The following is a 20,231-nucleotide window of genomic DNA, read 5'->3' as shown; positions in this document are numbered from 1 at the left end:
CTAACCGCCTTGCATGGGCGAGAGGATTTCGATCCGGTCGCCGTCGCTCAACTGGAATTCCGCCCGCTTGGCTTTGTGCACGAGGTCGCTGTTGACCGCCGTTGCCAGCCAATCGCCCTCATAGTCGAGCGCGGCAAGCAGTTCGGCCAGCGTGGCGGCGGCAACCTCATGCGCTTCGCCGTTGACCATCAGTTTCATGAGCAAGTTCCTTGGTCCGTTTTGATTGAAAAACGAGGTCGGCAGCCTGGCGCGCCGTGGCAGGGGCGAGAAGAAAACCATGGCGATAGAGTCCATTGATCGCGACGGCAGTTCCAAGTGCCTCCACGCGCGGCAGATTGTCGGGAAAGGCTGGACGGATGCCGACACCTGTTTCAACGATCCCGGCCTCGCCAAAAGCCGGGTGGAGGGCATAGGCGGCACCGAGCAGTTCCATCATCGAACGCGCCGTCACCGGTCCGGAGGACTGGCTTTCAACCATAGTCGCGCCGATCATGAACTGCGTGTCGGCACGCGGCACCGCATACAGCGGAAAGCGCGGATGCAGCAGCCTGACCGGGCGCGACAGCGAGATATCAGGCGTGCGCAGGATCAGCATTTCGCCGCGAACGCCGCGCAGCCTGTCATCGGCTGCTGCGATTCCAGTGCAGTCGATCTGACGATCGAAACCGGAAACAGGCTGGGCGTCGGCGCCGAAGCGGAATTCGACGCCCATGGCCGCGAGCTTGTCGTGAAGTGCTACCATCGCCTGGCGCGGGTCGAGATGAGCCTCATCGGGGAAGAGCAATCCGCGCCAGAAGCGGCCGGCGAGGTCGGGTTCCAGGAGTGAAATTTCGTCTTCGGCGACCCGCCGATATCCCGACGTGCGGCTGGCGAACCGGTCGAGCTCGCCAGTATCACGCAGCGCGGCCACGACCAACGTTCCGGCACGTATCACCTGACCCGGTAGCACCGCATCCCACCAGTCGGCAGCATCGCGTCCGAGATCCAGCACCGGCTGCTCGGCGCTTTCACGCTCGCACCATGGCGCGAGCATACCACCGGCGAACCACGACGCATTGCCCTCGATAGCAGGCCTTGTCTCGGCAACGGTGGTCGCCGCGCCGCGTGCGGCGAGCTCGAAGGCGGCGGTGAGGCCGGCAACGCCGGCCCCTTTGACCAGCACCCTCATGATGGCGCACGCGCCTGTGGCATGGCCGGTGCGCCGGTCTCGTCAGCCGGTATGTAGAGATTGCCGCCCTCGCGGTATTTCGCCGCCATCGCCGCCATGCCCTCCTTCTGCGCCTCGGCGCGGATGTCGTGGGAGATACGCATCGAGCAGAATTTCGGCCCGCACATCGAGCAGAAATGCGCCAGCTTGTGCGCCTCCTTGGGCAAGGTCTGATCGTGGAAGGACCGCGCGGTTTCGGGATCGAGCGACAGGTTGAACTGGTCCTCCCAGCGGAATTCGAAGCGCGCGCGGGAAAGGGCATCATCCCTGACTTTCGCCGCCGGATGACCTTTTGCCAGGTCGGCGGCATGGGCGGCTATCTTGTAGGTGATCACGCCGATCTTGACGTCGTTGCGGTCGGGGAGGCCGAGATGCTCCTTGGGCGTGACGTAGCAGAGCATGGCGGTGCCGAACCAACCGATCATCGCCGCGCCGATTCCTGAGGTGATGTGGTCGTAGCCCGGTGCGATGTCGGTCGTCAGCGGCCCAAGCGTATAGAAGGGCGCCTCGCCGCAGACTTCGAGCTGCTTGTCCATGTTCTCCTTGATCTTGTGCATGGGAACATGGCCCGGCCCCTCGATCATGACCTGGCAATCCTTGGCCCAGGCGATCTTTGTCAACTCGCCGAGCGTTTCCAGTTCGGCGAATTGTGCTGCGTCATTGGCGTCGGCGATCGAGCCGGGACGAAGGCCGTCGCCCAGCGAAAAGGACACGTCATAGCCGCGGCAAATGTCGCAGATCTCGGCGAAATGTTCGTAGAGGAAGCTTTCCCGGTGATGGTGCAGGCACCATTTGGCCATGATCGAGCCACCGCGCGAGACGATGCCAGTGACCCGGTCAACGGTCAGCGGGATGTAGTGCAGCCGCACGCCCGCATGGATGGTGAAATAGTCGACGCCCTGTTCGGCCTGCTCGATCAGCGTGTCGCGGTAGACCTCCCAGGTCAGATCCTCGGCGATGCCGCCAACCTTCTCGAGCGCCTGGTAGAGCGGCACCGTGCCGATCGGCACCGGCGAGTTGCGCACGATCCAGTCGCGGATGTTGTGGATGTTGCGGCCGGTCGACAGGTCCATCACCGTATCGGCGCCCCAGCGGATCGCCCACACCATCTTTTCGACCTCTTCGGCCATGGACGAGGTGACGGCGGAGTTACCGATATTGGCGTTGATCTTGACCAGGAAATTGCGACCGATGATCATCGGCTCGCTCTCGGGATGGTTGATGTTGGCGGGAATGATTGCGCGCCCGCGCGCCACCTCCTCTCGGACGAATTCCGGCGTCACGAAATCGGGCAGCGTCGCGCCGAAAGCCTCGCCGTCACGCTCAAGCTTGCCATGCAGGATCTCACGACCAAGGTTCTCGCGGATGGCGACGAACTCCATTTCGGGCGTGATGATGCCGGCGCGCGCATAGGCAAGCTGTGTCACCGCCTTGCCGGCCCTGGCCCTGAGTGGCCGGTTGCGAATGGGAAATTCTGGCGTCAGGCGTTCGCCCGTAGCGAACCCGTTGTCCTCCGGCCGGACATGGCGCCCGTCACAGGCCTCGACATCACCGCGCGCCAAAATCCATTCGTGGCGAAGTCGGGCTAGGCCTTTTTCGATGCTGGTTTCGCCAGCCGGGTCGGTATAGGGGCCGGACGGATCGTAGACGGTGACGGGCGGCTCGCCGGCCGTCGGATGGACGGAGATTTCGCGCATCGGCACCCTGATCTGTGGGTGGATGGTGCCGCGCTTGTGGATTTTCCGTGAGGCAGGCAGCGGTCCCGTTGAGACGGCTGGGGTGAGGGCATTCATCTTGAGGCTCCTTTGCTCATGCATTGGAGACCCAGTTCTGTGCCGGAAGGATGAAAAGACGCTTTGGTTGACCTGCCGAAACAGGACCTCGGGCGTAAACTCCCGCAAAGCGCTTGCACCGTCCCTACGCCAGTATGAACTGGATCAGGTTCAACGGGTCACTGCGCCGCGAAAGCCAGCAGTATCTCAGCCCCTTGCCGGGACCCCCCTGGTGAATGCCTCAGGTTGAACGGGCTGGCGTCGATTTGTCAAGCGCGTTCTGGCCGCGGCTGATCGTCGGGCGATCGTCTCGGCCAGGCGCAAGATCGGATGGAGCGTCGCCTGAGAATCGTCTGTTCCTCGATCAGCCTCGCTTATGCTCTGGAGCTTGTTCTCTCGCGCCCGAATTTCCGCGGGGATGGCTGAACGGAGGCGATCCATTTGCGATTTTCAAGTGCATCGGGCCACACCCCACAATCGATCAACAAGTTGAACACCTCCTCACCCGACTGGGCCTTCGAGTTCGGAAAACCCGGCCGGGTACTGCTGGATGGCAGGGTCCGTCACGCGGGCGGAAGGGATGTGGAAATGAAAGAGCTGCGGATCAAAACACATAATCAAGCGATGAATATCGCCTGCGCGATCATCCGGACCAGATCTGATATGAAACATCGTCCGGCCCCGAGATCGAGGCTCCAATCTCGTATAGCTTCATGCGACGTTCTCTTGGAGTGTTGCGGGATTGGTCCGCTCAACCGGAACTCAACCCTTTAATCGCGTTAGAATGAGCGTTCGAAACGCAGGATTCCGGCGACACCGCTCTTCTTGTTGGCGTTGGTCCAGTTCACGTTGGAAGCGTCCACCTTGCCGACGGCGAAGTTGCCGTAGCGGCTATAGTCGAGTTCCGCCGTAACTGTGAAATCTGGAAGAAACGCATAGGCGACGTTTGCAGCGACACCATGGTTCTTGAGCTGATCACCGGAGAGCTGAAGGTTGAACGAAGTTGTCTCGTTGAGCTTGTAAGTGGCGCCAGCCCAGAAAGCCCAGTTCCCACCCCAACTCTTATAGAAGCCGCGACCATGAGCGTCGATGGCGTTCGTGGAGTCGTCGTTGAGCTTGCCGTTGGAACCGTAGCCGAGCATTCCGAACAGCAACAGTTCGTTGGTGACATTGATGTCGACACGGACCTTGGCGGCCACCGATTCGTAGTTGCTATCATAAGCGGCAACGCCGGTGATCGCGCCCCAGCCATGTGTGTATTTCAAGCCGCCGACTACGTGCGGAGAGTAGCTGTCGATTGTGCCGACCACGCCCGAGCCTTCTTCGAGCGAAACCACGGCCGAAAAGCCGTTCCCGGCGTCGAAGTAGTACTGAACCACATTGGTATCGAAAGCGCCGTACGGAACCGGCGTCTGGTTGAGTACGTCAACCGCGCCGCCAATAAACATGTCGAAGGCCGACCAGTCCTTACCAACTCGGAGGCCACCAAGCTGAATCCAGGCGAAAGTCAAGGTGCTGTCTCTGTTGAAGGCATAGGACCGAGAACTGTCCGAAACCGAAGTGTGGCGGTTACCGAAGTTCATGCGGGTTTCGGTGTAGGTCTTCAACGTGCCGAGTTCGGTCTCCTGGCCGGTCCAAGTTTTCAATGTGAAGCGCGTGTTGTTTTGCCATGTGTCCTGATGCTCACCAGTCCTCACATCCGAGGTTCTTGCGTGGTCAAACAATCCGACATGGCGCAAGCCGATGTCGTAACGGACATAGCCGCCGATGCGCAGGCAGGTCTCAGTGCCTGAAATGTAGACGTAGCCCGAGCCGTAAACGTCGCAGATTTTAACGTACTCAGTCGGGTCAGGCTCGGCAACGGCGGTCACGGCGCGAGCGTCGGAAACGGCAATCAGTGCCGCAGTTGAGCCGAGGAGGAGGCTCCTAATGTTCATTGTTGATCTCCGTTCAAAGAGTAAAAGGAATGGACGTCAGTGAATGAATTTTTGCTAAGGAACCAGTCGATAACGATGCGCATTGAGTGAATTTTTGAGCAGTTTTGATGCTCTCGTCATGCCAGATGTTCATGAGAAATTGAGAATATGATTGGGTATTATTGTTACAGATATGCAATTGTTATTACAAATATAATTATTGCCGAAACGACGGCATTCAACATTTCTGTACAAACCATCACCGGTCATCTCCGCTAGTTGTGGGCGGGCCGTCACAAAGGCTTCTATTGCAAATGACGTGCCATCCTGACGACGCAGCTGCGGCTTGAAGCTCAAGTGTGCCGGCGGACCTTGCTTCGCTCTTCCTTCCTTTCTGCCTTGCGGATCAATCCAAGCACGAACGGCAAACGTTTCGGCTACGGTTCGTCTGTTCGCTTCGCGACAGTTTCGTTCAATGGCGACAGCTTTGTTTGCTGTGAGCCCCGACGTTGAGACATCATGCGGCGGGCGCCGCTCGGTACGACGCCGCCATTTTGGCGAGCGCGATGGTCGGTAACCACGCGCTGAACGCGCAGCTTTGCCTTCACCACGGAGTCAGTAGGCGCGCCAGCCTTGGCATTGCGGTGGACTGACGGTCGCGTCGAGCAGGCTCTCGTCCTGATAGACGGCGCGCCACAGCTAATGCTTCTTGCCAGCAATTCACAAAACGAGCTCATCGAGATGCCAGAGATCACCATGGGGCTGCGCTAGCTGGCGAGCAAAGTCTGGTCCCAACGCGGTGTTATCTCGTTGGATGCGGCAGCCGCTCAGCAGAATCTACGCGACCAGGCGCAGGCTGAAGGGAAGGGATGGTGGAACCAAACGGTACGCGTGAGGGTCGCGGCGGGAACAGCCATGGCCAGTCGCTGACCGTCCAGCCAAGATTGAACGGCCGCTATTGCTGCGAAATACAAGTTTCGAGCCCAAAGCGGAACGGGCTGACATAGCGCAAAGACACAGGCGAGCGCAGCGGTAAGGTTGGTGGTTATCAGCATGGGACGGTAACTGTTGCAGACCACGAAATATCGAGAGGCCCGGCTGCCTTGGTACACTATCTATCCGACTGTGTCGGAGTTCTCTGGGGCGGTCGGCGCCGAGGCTTATGAGGAATGGCTCAAGAACCTGCCGGCTGACGGTCCGGTGTCACTCTATCTGCACGTTCCGTTCTGCCGATCAGCGTGCTGGTATTGCGGCTTCCCCACCACCATCACCCGCCATGATGCGCCGATCCTCAACTATCTGGCGACCCTGCGTGAAGAGATCCGTCTGGTTGCGGAGCGAGTGCCGCAGACGTTGCCCGTGAGCGACATACATTTCGGCGGCGGAACTCCGTCTCTCATAGGACCACCCGAGTTCCTCGCTCTGATGGAGTTTCTGCGACGCCGCTTCGCTCTGTCGAAAACAGCTACGGTCGCCATCGAGATCGATCCACGCACGTTCACGGTCGAGATGGCCGAGGCCTTAGGAGCGGCCGGCGTGAACCGCGCGAGCCTCGGCGTGCAGAGCTGCGATCCAATCGTTCAAAAAGCGATCAACCGGATCCAGAGCGAGGCCCAGACGTCGGCTGCCGTGGAAATGCTGCGCCGGCATGGAGCAAGCCGCATCAACTTCGACCTCATCTTCGGTCTCCCGCATCAAACGGTGCAGTCCTGCGTCGAGACCGCGAGGGCGGCGGTCGCAATGCGCCCCGACCGGCTTGCGGTGTTCGGCTATGCGCACATCCCGTCGCTTATAAAGAATCAGCGCCTCATCGAGGAGGCAGTTCTTCCGGGCAGCGCTGCCCGCGCCGAACAGTATGCGGCCGTGGCCGCGACGCTGATTGCCGCCGGCTACCGCGAGATCGGGCTCGACCATTTCGCCTTGCCGGACGACGAGCTCGCGCTGGCACAGAAAACGGGTCGCCTGCGGCGTAACTCGCTGGGCTACTCGGCCACCACCTGCAGAACCCTGATCGGTTTCGGCGCGTCGGCTATCGGCCGCGTCGGCGAGGGGTACGTCCAAAACGAAGTTACACGGGATTCCTACATCCAGCACATCGCAGCTGGCCGTCTGGCGACGTCAAAGGGCTATCGCCTCACCGACGACGACCGCGTGCGAGCCGCAATTATCGAGCGACTAATGTGCGATCTCGAGGCCGATGTGCAGGCAATCTGTGCCGCCCACGGATCTGATCCGATCCGTCTTCTCGATTCAGCTGAACGCTTGGCGATGCTGGCCGAGGACGGGATAGTGGACTTCGAAAACGGTTTTGTCCGCGTACGGCGGGAGCATCGCTTTGTAATTCGCGCTGTCGCTGCCGCGTTCGATGCTTTTCTCGATCGGGATGGCCGTAAGCATAGCCACACGTGAGGGCAAGCATCCAACCGGAAGCACCGTCTTCCACTTTTGTTGATCAGCCGCCTTCCTGGCCATGTTCCGAGACAATAAGGCGCCCGTGCGCCGCCGCCTCGATTAACCAAGACGCGCAAGGATCTTTTGCGGAGACAACGAGGTCACCATCCTGCGGTGCCGCGTTGCGTCACAGTCGGCATGAGATGTGCAAAGTGGACCGTCGTCAAACGTCAAACAGAGGCGTTGGTGACTGGACTGAACGACCAGAACGGGCTGCTTGCGCCCTTTCGGACTCACAAAGTTCGAAAATGGCGTCGTTTCAGGGCATAATCGCCGCTTGTCAAAATGTTTGCGACAAGTCCGGTGAAAGCCTACCGAGTATCTTGTGCTTGGGGGGCGGTTAGTTCCGACAAACTAAGCGGCATACACATGCTAATCTATTTGATTTACGGGCCGACCTGCAGCGGCAAAACAGACGCGGCAATCCAAATTGCACGAGAGACCGGATGGCCGGTCATTGCGCTGGATCGTGTACAATGCTGTCCTCAAATCGCCACCGGCAGCGGGCGTCCCTCGGATTCCGAACTGCAATCTACCCAGCGGATCTACTTGGATTCGCGCCCGCTAACCGCGGGCATCATCGACGCCGAGACCGCCCATCGTAAGCTGATAATGCAAGTGGATGAGCGTAGTTCCCAGCCGGGGCTCATCCTCGAAGGCGGTTCGATCTCCCTTCTCAATTTAATGGCGCGAAGTCAGCATTGGGATGGCGCTTTTCGGTGGCATGTAAGGCGGTTGCGGCTCGGCAACTCGGACGCCTTTCTGGAGAGAGCCAAGCGTCGGGTCACAGACATGTTTGTCACAAGAGAAGGACAACCTTCATTGCTGCAGGAACTTGCGGATCAGCGGAAGGAAGATGCAGTCCGTCCCACTTTGGAAGACGTTGACGGATATCGTTGCGCCATTCATTTTGCGAGAGAGCACAGCTTGGCAATCAGCGAAATGCCGTGCCTTCGCAAAGAGCTCCAACAAGATCTTGTAGAGGCGATTGCGAGAGAATATCTCGAATATGCGCGTTGGCAAGAACGCGACTTTCCAGAATGGCAAACTGAGTGAGCAAGCCTCCCCGGACCTCGCCTGCGATGCGGGCACGGTAGCTCCTGAGAATTGCGCTAAGTGGTTTGCTGAAGCAAGCTAGTGCCAGGCGACATTAGGTCCGTGTGGCAGCGGAAGGATTGCTTTCGCCACGGTGACTGCGGAGGAGGCGACATGGCTGCACTGCTCATTTCAGGCATGGGACGGAATGTACCGATGACAAAGTGCTGCGCGCTTTGTAGCGACCGCTACCGTGGCTGACTCGCGAACTACTATCCGCCAGCCCAGTCTGTGGCGTCGTCTCGGCTTTCATCGCCACCGCCTTCGCCCAGGAAACGCCCGAGGCCGCAAGCGTCGCCGTGGCAGTGCGGCACCCGGCAAGATGGGTGGTCATCGGCCCTATCTGATCGACGGGGAGCACCGTGCTTTCGTCCTGGGCGAGGTTGAGCGAGATGCCAACATGACGCTTCATCAATTGACGGCGGCACTGGCTGAACGTGGTCTCCTGCGAGCGTCGGTCGCTTCCTGCACCGCGAGGGCAAGAGCTTCAAAAAAACCGTTCTGCCGGCCGAGCAGCTCAAGCCAAAGCTGATGCGCCGGCGTGCGCAATGGATGCGCTATCAGACCCGCATTGACCCTACGCGCCTGGTCTCCCTGGATGAAACATGGGTCAAGACGAACATGGCGCCGTTGCGCGGCTGGGGTGTGCGCGGCAAGCGGCTGATGGCCCACGCACCATATGGCCATTGGAAGACGATGACCTTCATCACCGCGCTGCGGCAGGATCGGGTGGAGGCGCCTTGGGTCATTGACGGACCCATCAATACGCAGGCCTTTCGCGTCTATGTCGAAACCGAACTCAACAAAACACTGAAGCCGGGCGACATCGTCATTCTCGACAATCCCGGTTCTCACAAGGGCCAAGCCGTCCGCGACATCGTCAGGGCTGCTGGCGCAAGGCGGGTCAAGCCCGCGACAGCGGCAATTTTGTTCCGGCTATCACCCTCTCGTCGAGAACGGCGTGACGGAAGCGATAAAGTTGCGCCGGCCGGCCGCCGGTTTCCGCGGTTGTCTCACCGGTTTCCTCGACCAGCTCCTGCTGCTCGATTAGCCGGCGAAAGTTCGGCTTACGTACGAGCCTGCCGGCAAGCGCCTCCACGGTGCGCTGCAGCTGCAAAAGCGTGAAGACCGGCGGCATCAGTTCGAATACGACCGGCCGGTATTTGATCTTGGAGCGCAGCCGCGCAATGCCGGTCGCCAGGATGCGACGATGATCGGCGATCATCGATCTGCCCGAGACCGAGGTGGACGCAGCGGAATGTCCGGCGCGTATTGCTTCCTCCACCAGGGCGGCTTCGTAGAGCAGCTCATAACGTTGAAGCGCGAGTTCCTCGTTCCAATGGCGGTCGTCAAAGCCGAAGGCGATCGCCGCCCGCCGTCGTCGGTCGAGGCGTGTCGTACTGTCGTCAGTGCCATCCGCCCATTCCATCAGGCGCGGCCGCAATTCGTCCAACACGATCGCCGGTGTGCCGGAGCGGTGATCCTCCCACGGGAAATAGTCGTACCAGCTTCCCCAGTGTCGCCCGGCCGGGTCGCCAGCTTCGTCTTGGTGGGTGAGCGCCAGATAGCTGATAGAGACCACGCGGTCGTCAGCGCCAACCCGGTCGCGATCGGCGAAGGTGTAGAGCTGTTCGATATAGCCGAGCGGCTGGCCGGTCTGTTGTTCCACCCATCCCCTGAGGCCCGACTGCAGCGAACGGTGAGCAAGCTCGAACGGGCCCGAGGGCAGGGCGTTTGCCTGCGGGATGGTCAGAACGCAGGGGGCGCTGCTGTCCATGGCGACCACAACGGCGATCAGGTCCGCATTGACGTCGTTGGCCTTGCCTCCAGCTCCGCCTTTCCTAATCCCTTTTGCGCGATCGTCCATGGTCCCCGACGTTGTTGAGCAGAGCCCTGCCGCGTAGGCGGCTGAACCGATTGAATTCCGTTTTTGTCTGATAATTGTCGGCGCGTCAACACCACCCGTCATGGCGATTTCAGCTCTTCGCAGCTGCACAAAAAGTGCCAACGCGACATCCGTGCTTGGGGAAGGAGGCCCATTGAGTGCGCCGATTCAAAGCTCGTCGATCGACACTGCGACGTTGTTTCGTCGGCGACAGCGCGGCATAGTTCTCCACGGCTTGGCGTCGACGCTGGGCGTGACGCTGGAGATGATGATCATGCACGGTCAGGCCTGCGTCGTGGCCTGGAGCCGGCGCAAATGGTCGTCGACCCGCCGTTCGGTTCCTTTTGAAGAAACCCGGAGCAGGCTTTCCGTAATGCCTGATAAAGCCCTTCCAGTGCGCCCGCGCCGGCATCATCGCACTCGCACAACCTACGCGAATCAGTAAATAGACTCGCCGGCACTATTGTTTGAGGGGAAATGAATCTAGCTTCAAAGGGTTCGGCCGATAGGCCGGGCACGGCTGCGGCCTCACGGCCTTTTTGACATAAACGCGTCGCCCGATTGAGATTATCTTGACGGTAGCGCAGTGCGCCATCCGTGCCAGTCGAGATGATCATGGGCAAATATCGAGACCATCGCGAGCCACGCCGGCATCGCTATGACAATGACCCCGTTTCCTTTTCGGAACGGACGTCCGAGCCAAGCTATTTTCAGCGCCCGCCAACCGTGACGGCAGATCCTGTCGATGCGGAGGTATTGTGGTTCACAGTCAGCAAGGGTTTTGGCTTCGTCAAACTGTCGGACGGCACGGAGGCCTATCTGCACGTGCGAGTGTTAGAGGCGGTCGGAAGCCGGGATGTTGCCGCGGGGACGCCTCTCAAGGTCACGGTCGAAAAAAGTCCAAAAGGCCATCAAGTCGCGCAGGTGCTGGAGATCGGCGATTACATCGCGAAAACTCCGTCACATACGCGCGTCGCTGGAGGGACCTTCGTCGAGACCGGTGCGCAGCTGGAGAGCGGGGGCACGGTCAAGTGGTACAAACCCGAAAAGGGCTTCGGCTTCATTGCTCCTGACAACGGTGAGAAGGACGTCTTCGTTCATGCCAGCGCCCTGACGCGCTCAGGGCTCAGCGTGCTGGTGGCGGGACAGAAGGTGTTTGTCGAATGCGGGCAAGGCAAGAAAGGCTGGGAAGTCCGGAGCATTCGCCTTGCCTAGACGGCGATGCATTGCTCGCCTCGAAGGAGATGCCGGAGAGCGTCGGGCGGCCGCCCGAGCCCGCGTAGCAGAAACCGACATTGTCGAAGCGCAGCACGCCGTCGGTGACGACGAGATCCCTGGCGCCCGCCGCGTCCTCGATGTCAAGTTCGGCGTCGAGCAACTCGAACAGCCGGGTGCCGCAGGTCGAGGCGCGCGCGAACTTGGCGCACCGGCATCTGCAGAATGGCCATGAAGGTGAGCAACAGGCCAGCGTGCCGACGCTGATTTGACCTGCGATCACTTTCTGGCCACCGAACCAGAGCACCAGGCCCATGGCGGTCAGGAACGAGAAATTCATGGCGCTGGTGTTGCCGACAGGGATATCGACGCGCTCATTGGCGAGATCAAAGCGCGTCCTGCTTGGCGCGGTCGAACTTTTCCAGCTCGTGCGGCTGCGCGGCGAAGGCACGCACGACACGGATGCCGCCGAGATTCTCATCCATCACCCGGATCTTTAACGATCGCTGATGCCCAGAGATGGGAAGGTCAGGCTTCAATGACGGGGAAGGTGAAGGATTGACTGGTCGGGTTTCCGGGCCGAGCTTGTCGGCCGCTCAATCGAAAGCGTCATTTGAGGCGCTTCCTCTCCCGCGTGTAACTGGAAGACACGCTCGTCCAGTTCCTTGTCTACTTCCGTGAGACGATGATTGAGGCGAAGGTAGTCGGTCCAGGTCGGCGTGCGGAACGTTTCTGTCCACTGCATAGGCTTCTGAAGGTTGCGCTGGAGCGTCCAGTTCCGAGCACCGACGCGGCTGTGTACATGACGCCGCTGCCGCATGAGGTCGAGGAAGGCCTCGACATTTCTCTCGGCTATCAGATATTCGATCTTGACCACGATCGGGCCGCTTCTCGGCTTCAAACTGAGAGCGACAGCTGGGGCGTCGAATTCCTCCAAAGGATCGGGCTCGGACTCGCGGCGCTCGCGAAGAGGAAACAGAACGCCGGCTGCAGCAACGAGCAGCAGGGCCGCAGCGGAACCCTCTAGCGCCCAGGTCAGCGAATGGTTCTGGGAAACGGTGCCCCACACCCAGCTGCCGGCCGCTATGCCGCCGTCTATCAATGCATAGTAGATGGAGATCGTGCGCCCCACGACCCAGCGCGGGCTTGCCAGCTGCACGCTCACGCCAACCCCGGACCAGGCAGTGACCCAGCCTGCGCCGCCCAAAGCAAGTGCAATTGCCGCCACGCCGATCGAAGAGGTAAGCGCCAGGGAGAGGGAGCACGCCGCGCAGGCGACGCAGGAGAGCCTCATCAGCTGTTCTTGCGACAAGCTCCGTCTGAACAGGCTGTTGGAGAGGCCGGCGAAGACCGCGCCTGTTCCGAAACCTGCCATGAGCGTGCCATAGGCGAGCGGGCCTCCTCCCAACTGGTCGCGGACAATCAGCGGCAGCAGCGCGAGTATGGCGATGCTCGCCAGGCCAAAGAGGGTTCCGCGTGCGATCGCCGCTTTGATTTCCGATGACATCGCCGTGAAGCGCAGCCCGTCATAGATGGCCCTCCTCATCGACTCGCGCGGAAGAGGCGACGAGCGGACCTTCCACTTGCAGCGCCATATGGTGGCCAAGGGTACCAAATAGGTGAGGGTGGTCACGGTAAAAGCGGCCAAAAGCCCGAAGGAGGCAACCACGATGCCGCCGAGCGCCGGGCCCACGGTCCGTACGGTGTTGAAGCCAACGGAAAGCAGGGTAACGGCAGCGGGAACATCGCGCCGGTCCACCATATCGCCAACCGACGCCTGCCAGGCGGGATCGTTGAGAGCGCCGCCGCATGCGATTAAAAAGCTGAAGCCGAGAATCATCCATGGGTCGAGAAAGCCCAGCGCTACAACAGCGGTCAGCATCGCAGATGCTATCACCATAAGGCAGCGGCCCGCGAACATAACCCTGCGACGGCTGAAATTGTCAGCGAGAACCCCGGCGAACACGGACAAAATGAAAGCGGGCAGGTTCGATGAAGCCTGCACCAGCGCAACCATCAGATCGGAAGTCGAGATGGTAGCCATCAGCCAACTGATGGCAACAGTCTGCATCAACCAGCCGAGGCTCGAGACTTGCGTGGCGAGCCAGATCGAACGAAAGGTGGGCTGCAAAAGTGGCGCAAAGGTCGTTGGTGCAGCCAAATCATCATTTGATCCAGCCATCCTACTCATTTTGCCAACCTTTGCTTTCCGTTATTGCCGTTTCCCATGTAATCTAGGCTGAACCGTGGCGGCTAGAAGAATAGAGAGAAACTGTTTGCCTTGCGGCACAGTTCCTCTTGATTAAGGGTTGCGGCCGAGACGCATGCCCGAGCCGGCTCACCCCGCCTTCGAAGACATCACTGGGTGGAGCCCGGATTCTTGCTTGTCGTTTGACGCAGCATGCTTCATCAACGGGCACTTTGCCGAGCGATACCTTTTCGCGAAACGCGACAATGTTCTTTCGTCGGAAACTCTCTCCAACGGCGTTCGATGCGCTGAGTCTGGCTTGGGGCGAGGTGAGGGCTTGCAGATCTTAGACAGGATTGATTCCTGATAAACGCAGACGGTTGCCGGGCCGCGATCGAAGAGGCGCGCGCCTTGCTGCTTCAGCTTGAACAAAAGTCTGACGCGCTCACACATGCCATCGACGACTTTCTGCTCGATCTGATGAGGCTGGCTTTCATTGTTGAATGTTATGGACGCGGCTTTGAACTTTTGGCGCGAACGCTTGCCCGTAGAAGACTGGCAAAGGTCAGGCTTTTGTCGGGGGCGGTGGACTCCGCCAGGGGAGAAATGACACCCAAAGCCGGATGGCTGAAGCGACGGTCGCCCCGCGTTCCGCACAGTGACGAAGGTAACGGTACGGCTCTTCGGCAGATGGCGCATCCTCATGGTAGCGTCTGGCCGTTCCCTCTGATGCCTCGGCCTCCCACACCTATCCCGAACAGACCCGATCCTGGAGGGTCCTCGAAGCGGGCATGAGGGCGATAGGCCGCGTGGTTGGGGTACCAAGCGTAGGCGCGGTATTGGGCTGGAAATTGGCGATGCGCGACGAAGAAGTCCGAGATCAACTCGTGCAATGGCAATTCCTAACACCGTGGACGTGTTGGAGCAGCCTCATCCTCCTAGTCAGGAACGTCATCAAGGTTATAGGATTGATGCGCGGCGAACCCTCGGAACTCAGGATCATGTTGACATCGCTGTTCGACAGAGCCGACTCGGCGCAAGGAAGCCACATCGTTTCGGAATTGCTTATAGCATGGTCTATCGTCGGCCTAGTCAAACCCTTGGCGCGGCCAGGAAGCGGCGGTCGTCGGCGTGATGAATGACGGGAGTCGGCCGCGCCTCACCATAGGCGAAATGCAGGAACCAAAGGAAAGGACCACCTGCATGGAATTGCGAACCGCGTCCTCGACGTCTGAGCCGCGACCCTTGCCAACGATCACTCAACCCGCGACGTAGAGCTTCCACCCAGCCTTGGACACGCGAACCGCGCTACCATCGTTGCAGAGGAGCCGTCCACCAGATGGTTCCACTTATAGTCCGCGCCTTTGGTCGACATAGCGGACTGGCTCTGGCCACCGGCAAGGTTGAAGAGTGTTCCGTTGTTGCAGTCGTACTTGGCCTACGTGAACCAGATGCCTGAGCACGCGGCCGCGTTTCAGGGTTGATCTACTCGTAAAAAGGAATTGTCTTAGGCGGAAGGCCGCACTTAATACTGCTATCCTATTGGCGCCCCATCGGGTTCCCGGATTGAGCAAGTCCGGATCACTATTTTATGCCGCTGCCAGCGTTGTGTCGGCCATGTGCACGCGCGCTGCCGCTGCCAGCAGGTCGGTCTGGGTGATCAGCCCAATAATGCGTCGCTCGGCATCGACGATGACCACGGCATGGCTGCGGCCGTCGGTGAGCGCCGGCAGCAGGCTCATCGCCGGCGTATCGGGAGAGGCGGTGCTAGCCTTCGACATCACAGCCCTCACCGTGTCGGTCGCCTTCGTCAGCTCGCGCAGGCCAACTACACCGACCAGCCCGCCCCCGGCGTCGGTCACCGGCAGCGTCCGGATGTTGTGATCGAGCAGCAAACGACGCGCCTGGTCGGCAGGCGCATGTTCATCGACCGAAATCACATCGCGCGACATGATGTCCTCGCACAGCAGGGTCCGGTGGGAGCGCACCATCGCCTGCAACTCGACCTGCCGCAGCAGCCGCTCGAGATCGTTGCGGTCGATATCGAAAGTTTCCTCCAGCGCGCCGAGCGCGGCATCGATGTCCTCGGGCTGGAAGCCGACCCGATCCCGCGCCGGCGGATCGATGGTTCCATGCGTGCTTTTAAGGGCGGGGGCCGCCACATGCGGATAGTTGCGCCGTGACAGTTTATGGATGCCATAGCCGAATGCGACCAGCACGATCGAGTTCAGCGCTACCGGAACGAAGGGAAACAGCAAGCCCGAGCTGAAGACGGCCGGCCCGCCGAACACCGCGGTTAAGGCGGCGGCGCCGCCCGGCGGATGCAGGCAGCGCGTGAATGACATAGCGGCGATGGCCAGCGCCACCGCAATGCCGGTAGCAAGGACGGGTTCATGCACGAAATGCGCCACGATCACCCCGACTAGCGCCGAAATCGTATTGCCACCGATAATCGACCAAGGTTGCGCCAGCGGGCTTGAAGGCACGGCAAAGAGCAGCACGGCCGATGCTCCCATTGGAGCAACCAGCAGTGCGACATGTGGGCCAGACCCGTTCGCCAGCGCACTGATCACCCCAGTCAATGCGATGCCGATCATGGCCCCGATGCAGGCGAGCAGCCGCTCGCGCAGCGTTGCACCGGCAAGAATCGGAACAAAGAGACGAAACGCCATGGCATACCCTTGGGCGAGTGGTCGGAACTCCGCGCTCCGCAAATGCAGGTAAAGCCACAGATTTGGAAGTTAAGCCAATTCGGAAAGTCGGCTCACGGGGGAATACTTTTGCGCGAAGCGGCCATTGCCAAATGGGTGCAGACATTTTGATCAGCCAGAGGAGGCGGACGGCACGCTGATCCGCTCGAGCGCAGCTAGAGGCCAAGGGCTGCCGTGCCGCGGGCAGCCGGAAATGGGGATGGTCGGAGGTCGAGCTGGGATGGAAACTAAGGAATTCAGAGGCTTCGAAAAGCGTGCTGACAATGTCGGCATGGCAAGACAAATCAGGCCCTTGTCGCTCCACTTCCGAGGCGAACTCCAGCGGAGTACGGCTTCTACGCGGTGCTTGGTCTGCCTGTCCTTGCCACCATCGGATTCGTTGGCGTCATGCTGAAACGTCCACCAGTAGCCGCTGAGAAGACGACTGCCGCCAGTGCCGTCGTGGAACCGCTATGTGACGGCGGCGTGGTTACAGAGCCGGCTCGTGTCGATCGGGCAGGGGAGCCTGATGTGACGTACATGGTCCAGAAAGTGGCCAATGAAGGTGCTGGCATCGTCAACGGGATCAGGTCACGTAATAGCGGTAACACAACCGCGACCACGAGCCTCTCAGGCGTTCGATAAGGCGGGAAAATCGATCGCCGGACCAAGCGCGATTCCGCCACACTGCCATACACGAAACCGATCAGGTCACGTTCCAGGCTCGCCAGAAGATTGGAGCCGAGGCCACCTCGGCTGAACTCCGCCATGCCGCGGGCCGCCACCTCTTCCAGCCGCGGTAGAAAACGTGGGTCAGCAGCGCCGGCATGGGCGAGCAACTCCCAAATCGCGAGCAGCGCATCGGTACCGCAAGCGGCCGCAGATGTCGGCCGATGAAGCGGAAGGGCGGCGGTCGCGCCGTGCGACAGCCTATCCAGACCTGCAATCGTGATCAGGCTCATCGTGGGTCTCCGGACGCCAGCGCTGCAGATGGTTTTAGGCAAGCGTGAGCAGGCCGTGGGTCCTAATCCGGTCAGGCCGACCACGATCATGGCCGAAAGAACGAGTTCAAATTGAAAGAGCTGACGACCATAGGCCATCAGGTAATCGGAGCCCTTCGAACGATGCGATGAGTTCTACCGCAACCAGGGTCTGCCAGCCGTTGGCAAGGCCTTCTCGCAGCCCTGTAAAGATCCACGGCACGGCGGAAGGCAGCACGATCATCGTGAGTTTCGACCAGCGGCTGAACGAAAGGACACGGCCAGACCCGTCTCACGACGACGCCGTTGCGCTTCGCCGCCATCAGCTGGGTAGAGGACTTGCACCTCCAAGCTGTCGATCATGCTCGGCACACAAAAAAGGGCGGCATTGCTGCCGCCCTTTTCGGTGTAGTTGATAGGGGGCTGGATTAGAAATCCATACCGCCCATGCCGCCCATGCCACCGCCGGGCATACCAGCCGGCATGCCGCCGCCAGCCGACTCCTTCTTCGGAGCCTCGGCGATCATAGCTTCGGTGGTGACCAGCAGGCCGGCGACCGAGGCCGCGTCCTGCAGAGCCGTGCGCACAACCTTGACCGGATCGACGATACCCATGGCGATCATGTCGCCATATTCGCCGGTCTGGGCGTTGAAGCCGAAGGTCGCGCCCTTGTTCTCAAGGATCTTGCCGGCAACGATCGATGCTTCCGCACCGGCGTTGGACGCGATCTGGCGGGCCGGAGCCTGCAGCGCGCGACGCACGATGGCGATGCCCGCGGTCTGGTCGGAGTTGGCGCCGGTGACGGTGATGGCCAGCGAAGCGCGCAGCAGTGCGACGCCGCCGCCGGGAACGATGCCTTCTTCGACGGCCGCGCGGGTCGCGTTGAGGGCGTCATCGACGCGGTCCTTCTTTTCCTTGACTTCGATCTCGGTCGCACCGCCGACGCGGATGACGGCAACGCCGCCCGCCAGCTTGGCGAGACGTTCCTGCAGCTTCTCCTTGTCGTAGTCCGAGGTGGTCTCCTCGATCTGCTGCTTGATCTGGGCGACGCGGCCCTGGATTTCTTCCTTCTTGCCGGCGCCGTCGACGATGGTGGTGTTCTCCTTGGAGATCGACACCTTTTTGGCGCGGCCGAGCATGTTGAGGCCGACATTCTCGAGCTTGATGCCGAGGTCTTCGGAGATGACCTGGCCACCGGTGAGAATGGCGATGTCTTCCAGCATGGCCTTGCGGCGGTCGCCGAAGCCCGGCGCCTTGACGGCAGCGATCTTCAGGCCGCCACGCAGCTTGTTGACGACCAGCGTCGCCAGGGCCTCACCTTCGACGTCCTCGGAGATGATGACCAGCGGCTTCGAGGTCTGCACGACAGCCTCGAGGATCGGCAGCATGGCCTGCAGGTTGGAGAGCTTCTTCTCGTGGAGGAGGATGTAGGCGTCTTCCAGATCCGCAACCATTTTTTCGGCGTTGGTGACGAAGTAGGGCGAGAGATAGCCGCGGTCGAACTGCATGCCTTCGACGACTTCGAGCTCGGTCTCGGCGGTCTTGGCCTCCTCGACGGTAATGACGCCCTCATTGCCGACCTTCTGCATCGCTTCCGCGATCATCGAGCCGACCGAAACATCGCCATTGCCGGCGATGGTGCCGACCTGGGCAACCTCTTCCGAGGTCTTGATCTTCTTGGCGTTCTTGATCAGCGTCGCGACGACGTCGGCGACGGCGAGGTCGATGCCGCGCTTCAGGTCCATCGGGTTCATGCCGGCGGCAACCGCCTTGTGGCCTTCCTGGACGATCGACTGCGCCAGAACGGTCGCGGTCGTGGTGCCGTCGCCGGCGATGTCGTTGGTCTTCGAAGCAACTTCGCGGACCATCTGCGCGCCCATGTTCTCGAACTTGTCTTCAAGCTCGATTTCCTTGGCGACGGTAACGCCGTCCTTGGTGATGCGCGGTGCGCCGAACGACTTGTCGATGACGACGTTGCGGCCCTTGGGGCCGAGCGTGACCTTCACCGCGTCGACGAGGATGTTGACGCCGCGCAGCATGCGCTCACGAGCGTCGCGGGAGAATTTTACGTCTTTGGCAGCCATTTTTTACTCCTGGGCATTTCGCCCGAAATTCAGATTGGATGGTGCGGATGAAAGGCGGCGGCGTGTCAGCCGATGACGCCCATGATGTCCGCTTCCTTCATGATCAGAAGGTCTTCGCCATTGAGCTTGACTTCGGTGCCCGACCACTTGCCGAACAGGATGCGGTCGCCGGCCTTGACGTCCAGCGGGACGAGCTTGCCGACCTCGTCACGGGCGCCGGAACCGACGGCGATGATCTCGCCTTCCTGCGGCTTTTCCTTCGCCGTATCGGGGATGATGATCCCGCCGGCGGTCTTCGCTTCGGACTCGACGCGGCGAACGACCACGCGGTCATGCAGCGGCCGGAAATTCGACTTTGCCATTTTTGGATTTCCCTGGTGCGGATGTTGAACGGTTCTCCGTTGCCGGAGCGTGTTTAGCACTCACCAGAAGCGAGTGCTAACGCGGCAGTGAGATAGGCCGTAGGCTCCTGCTAGTCAAGACGGAAGAGGGACGGGCGAAGAGCAAACGAGCGTGGAAGCACCGAGCCTTTTACGTGAACGACGTCGGAGATCGGACATGGATGGGGCGGCTCACCATTTGCAACTGAAGGCTTTTTCATTTGGCACGATCGGTGCAGCGAATGATCCGCAAACGTTGCGCGCGACCGATATAATGAGAGGTGAGCGCCATCAGGATTCCTGCGTTAACCGTCCACTCGGTCTTTACGGTGTGGCCGCCGCGCGGGCGCCAAGACTCCGGCCATCCC

At 60.6% G+C, this 20,231-nt stretch carries 15 protein-coding genes, 3 pseudogenes and 1 riboswitch; of the genes and pseudogenes, 5 read left to right on the top strand and 13 right to left on the bottom strand.

The features are described 5' to 3' along the window. From thiS to NKH50_RS26185, 4 genes are all read right to left on the bottom strand, one after another. Entirely contained in the window at window positions 1-198 is a 198-nt protein-coding gene (thiS, locus tag NKH50_RS26200) for a sulfur carrier protein ThiS (RefSeq protein WP_254818579.1), read from the bottom strand. Next, the gene (gene thiO, locus NKH50_RS26195; protein WP_352881905.1) at window positions 167-1,168 is read right to left on the bottom strand and encodes a glycine oxidase ThiO; all 1,002 of its coding nucleotides are present in this window, start codon (window positions 1,166-1,168) and stop codon (window positions 167-169) included. The genes thiS and thiO overlap by 32 nt, the downstream gene beginning before the upstream one ends. Further along, on the bottom strand, window positions 1,165-3,000 hold the full coding sequence (gene thiC / locus NKH50_RS26190) for a phosphomethylpyrimidine synthase ThiC (RefSeq protein WP_352881903.1): 1,836 nt from the start codon (window positions 2,998-3,000) through the stop codon (window positions 1,165-1,167). The genes thiO and thiC overlap by 4 nt, the downstream gene beginning before the upstream one ends. Before the next feature lie 103 nt (window positions 3,001-3,103). Further along, window positions 3,104-3,220: riboswitch (TPP riboswitch) on the bottom strand. A gap of 538 nt (window positions 3,221-3,758) precedes the next feature. After that, window positions 3,759-4,916: a porin gene (locus NKH50_RS26185; protein ID WP_352881900.1), complete on the bottom strand. Its 1,158-nt coding sequence runs from the start codon at window positions 4,914-4,916 to the stop codon at window positions 3,759-3,761. Window positions 4,917-5,963: 1,047 nt separating this feature from the next. On the opposite strand from NKH50_RS26185, the gene hemN reads away from it, so the two are divergent. Both hemN and NKH50_RS26175 read left to right on the top strand, forming a co-directional pair. Continuing rightward, window positions 5,964-7,304 (top strand): oxygen-independent coproporphyrinogen III oxidase, encoded by a 1,341-nt coding sequence (gene hemN / locus NKH50_RS26180; RefSeq protein WP_352881897.1) that lies wholly within the window; start codon window positions 5,964-5,966, stop codon window positions 7,302-7,304. A 411-nt stretch (window positions 7,305-7,715) separates the two neighbouring features. Then, entirely contained in the window at window positions 7,716-8,402 is a 687-nt protein-coding gene (locus NKH50_RS26175) for an isopentenyl transferase family protein (protein ID WP_352881894.1), read from the top strand. A gap of 166 nt (window positions 8,403-8,568) precedes the next feature. On the opposite strand, the gene NKH50_RS26170 is transcribed toward NKH50_RS26175, so the two are convergent. Further along, complete coding sequence (locus tag NKH50_RS26170) at window positions 8,569-8,853, bottom strand: hypothetical protein (RefSeq protein ID WP_352881891.1); 285 nt, start codon at window positions 8,851-8,853, stop codon at window positions 8,569-8,571. 119 nt (window positions 8,854-8,972) lie between these two features. Between NKH50_RS26170 and NKH50_RS26165 the strand changes: the two are divergent. Beyond that, window positions 8,973-9,341 (top strand): annotated as a pseudogene (locus NKH50_RS26165) (transposase); the annotation flags it as partial. Between the two features lie 4 nt (window positions 9,342-9,345). Here the strand turns inward: NKH50_RS26165 and NKH50_RS26160 are convergent. Further along, on the bottom strand, window positions 9,346-10,308 hold the full coding sequence (locus NKH50_RS26160; protein ID WP_352753206.1) for an NUDIX hydrolase: 963 nt from the start codon (window positions 10,306-10,308) through the stop codon (window positions 9,346-9,348). Window positions 10,309-10,455: 147 nt separating this feature from the next. Between NKH50_RS26160 and NKH50_RS26155 the strand changes: the two are divergent. Together NKH50_RS26155 and NKH50_RS26150 are read left to right on the top strand one after the other, a co-directional pair. Continuing rightward, window positions 10,456-10,671, top strand: a pseudogene (locus tag NKH50_RS26155) (3-methyl-2-oxobutanoate hydroxymethyltransferase); the annotation flags it as partial. A 264-nt stretch (window positions 10,672-10,935) separates the two neighbouring features. Next, window positions 10,936-11,541, top strand: a complete 606-nt coding sequence (locus tag NKH50_RS26150; RefSeq protein WP_352881885.1) for a cold-shock protein — start codon at window positions 10,936-10,938, stop codon at window positions 11,539-11,541. On the opposite strand, the pseudogene NKH50_RS26145 reads toward NKH50_RS26150, so the two are convergent. The 7 genes and pseudogenes from NKH50_RS26145 to groES all read right to left on the bottom strand — a co-directional run. Beyond that, window positions 11,516-12,044 (bottom strand): annotated as a pseudogene (locus NKH50_RS26145) (ABC transporter transmembrane domain-containing protein); the annotation flags it as partial. The gene NKH50_RS26150 and the pseudogene NKH50_RS26145 sit on opposite strands and share 26 nt — an antisense overlap. Window positions 12,045-12,076: 32 nt before the next feature. Beyond that, the gene (locus tag NKH50_RS26140) at window positions 12,077-13,732 is read right to left on the bottom strand and encodes an MFS transporter (RefSeq protein WP_502906919.1); all 1,656 of its coding nucleotides are present in this window, start codon (window positions 13,730-13,732) and stop codon (window positions 12,077-12,079) included. A gap of 1,586 nt (window positions 13,733-15,318) precedes the next feature. Then, on the bottom strand, window positions 15,319-16,401 hold the full coding sequence (locus NKH50_RS26135) for an HPP family protein (protein ID WP_352881880.1): 1,083 nt from the start codon (window positions 16,399-16,401) through the stop codon (window positions 15,319-15,321). A gap of 374 nt (window positions 16,402-16,775) precedes the next feature. Beyond that, on the bottom strand, window positions 16,776-17,381 hold the full coding sequence (locus NKH50_RS26130) for an ABC transporter permease family protein (protein WP_352881877.1): 606 nt from the start codon (window positions 17,379-17,381) through the stop codon (window positions 16,776-16,778). 106 nt (window positions 17,382-17,487) lie between these two features. Next, the gene (locus NKH50_RS26125; protein ID WP_352469028.1) at window positions 17,488-17,643 is read right to left on the bottom strand and encodes a hypothetical protein; all 156 of its coding nucleotides are present in this window, start codon (window positions 17,641-17,643) and stop codon (window positions 17,488-17,490) included. A gap of 184 nt (window positions 17,644-17,827) precedes the next feature. Beyond that, window positions 17,828-19,483 (bottom strand): chaperonin GroEL, encoded by a 1,656-nt coding sequence (gene groL / locus NKH50_RS26120; RefSeq protein ID WP_352881874.1) that lies wholly within the window; start codon window positions 19,481-19,483, stop codon window positions 17,828-17,830. 65 nt (window positions 19,484-19,548) lie between these two features. Next, the gene (gene groES / locus NKH50_RS26115) at window positions 19,549-19,845 is read right to left on the bottom strand and encodes a co-chaperone GroES (RefSeq protein WP_352458515.1); all 297 of its coding nucleotides are present in this window, start codon (window positions 19,843-19,845) and stop codon (window positions 19,549-19,551) included. Between the last annotated feature and the right edge of the window lie 386 nt (window positions 19,846-20,231).

Source organism: Mesorhizobium sp. M1027, from assembly GCF_040318745.1.
Classification (GTDB): Bacteria; Pseudomonadota; Alphaproteobacteria; order Rhizobiales; family Rhizobiaceae; genus Mesorhizobium.
The sequence above is the reverse complement of the archived record's forward strand: the minus strand, read 5'-3'. Positions and strand labels throughout refer to the sequence as shown.

Coding starts and splice junctions, on each gene's coding strand:
- thiS (WP_254818579.1), bottom strand. CDS start 198: ATGAAACTGATGGTCAACGGCGAAGCGCATGAGGTTGCCGCCGCCACG.
- thiO (WP_352881905.1), bottom strand. CDS start 1,168: ATGAGGGTGCTGGTCAAAGGGGCCGGCGTTGCCGGCCTCACCGCCGCC.
- thiC (WP_352881903.1), bottom strand. CDS start 3,000: ATGAATGCCCTCACCCCAGCCGTCTCAACGGGACCGCTGCCTGCCTCA.
- NKH50_RS26185 (WP_352881900.1), bottom strand. CDS start 4,916: ATGAACATTAGGAGCCTCCTCCTCGGCTCAACTGCGGCACTGATTGCC.
- NKH50_RS26175 (WP_352881894.1), top strand. CDS start 7,716: ATGCTAATCTATTTGATTTACGGGCCGACCTGCAGCGGCAAAACAGAC.
- NKH50_RS26170 (WP_352881891.1), bottom strand. CDS start 8,853: ATGAAGCGTCATGTTGGCATCTCGCTCAACCTCGCCCAGGACGAAAGC.
- NKH50_RS26160 (WP_352753206.1), bottom strand. CDS start 10,308: ATGGACGATCGCGCAAAAGGGATTAGGAAAGGCGGAGCTGGAGGCAAG.
- NKH50_RS26150 (WP_352881885.1), top strand. CDS start 10,936: ATGATCATGGGCAAATATCGAGACCATCGCGAGCCACGCCGGCATCGC.
- NKH50_RS26140 (WP_502906919.1), bottom strand. CDS start 13,732: ATGAGTAGGATGGCTGGATCAAATGATGATTTGGCTGCACCAACGACC.
- NKH50_RS26135 (WP_352881880.1), bottom strand. CDS start 16,401: ATGGCGTTTCGTCTCTTTGTTCCGATTCTTGCCGGTGCAACGCTGCGC.
- NKH50_RS26130 (WP_352881877.1), bottom strand. CDS start 17,381: ATGAGCCTGATCACGATTGCAGGTCTGGATAGGCTGTCGCACGGCGCG.
- NKH50_RS26125 (WP_352469028.1), bottom strand. CDS start 17,643: ATGATCGTGCTGCCTTCCGCCGTGCCGTGGATCTTTACAGGGCTGCGA.
- groL (WP_352881874.1), bottom strand. CDS start 19,483: ATGGCTGCCAAAGACGTAAAATTCTCCCGCGACGCTCGTGAGCGCATG.
- groES (WP_352458515.1), bottom strand. CDS start 19,845: ATGGCAAAGTCGAATTTCCGGCCGCTGCATGACCGCGTGGTCGTTCGC.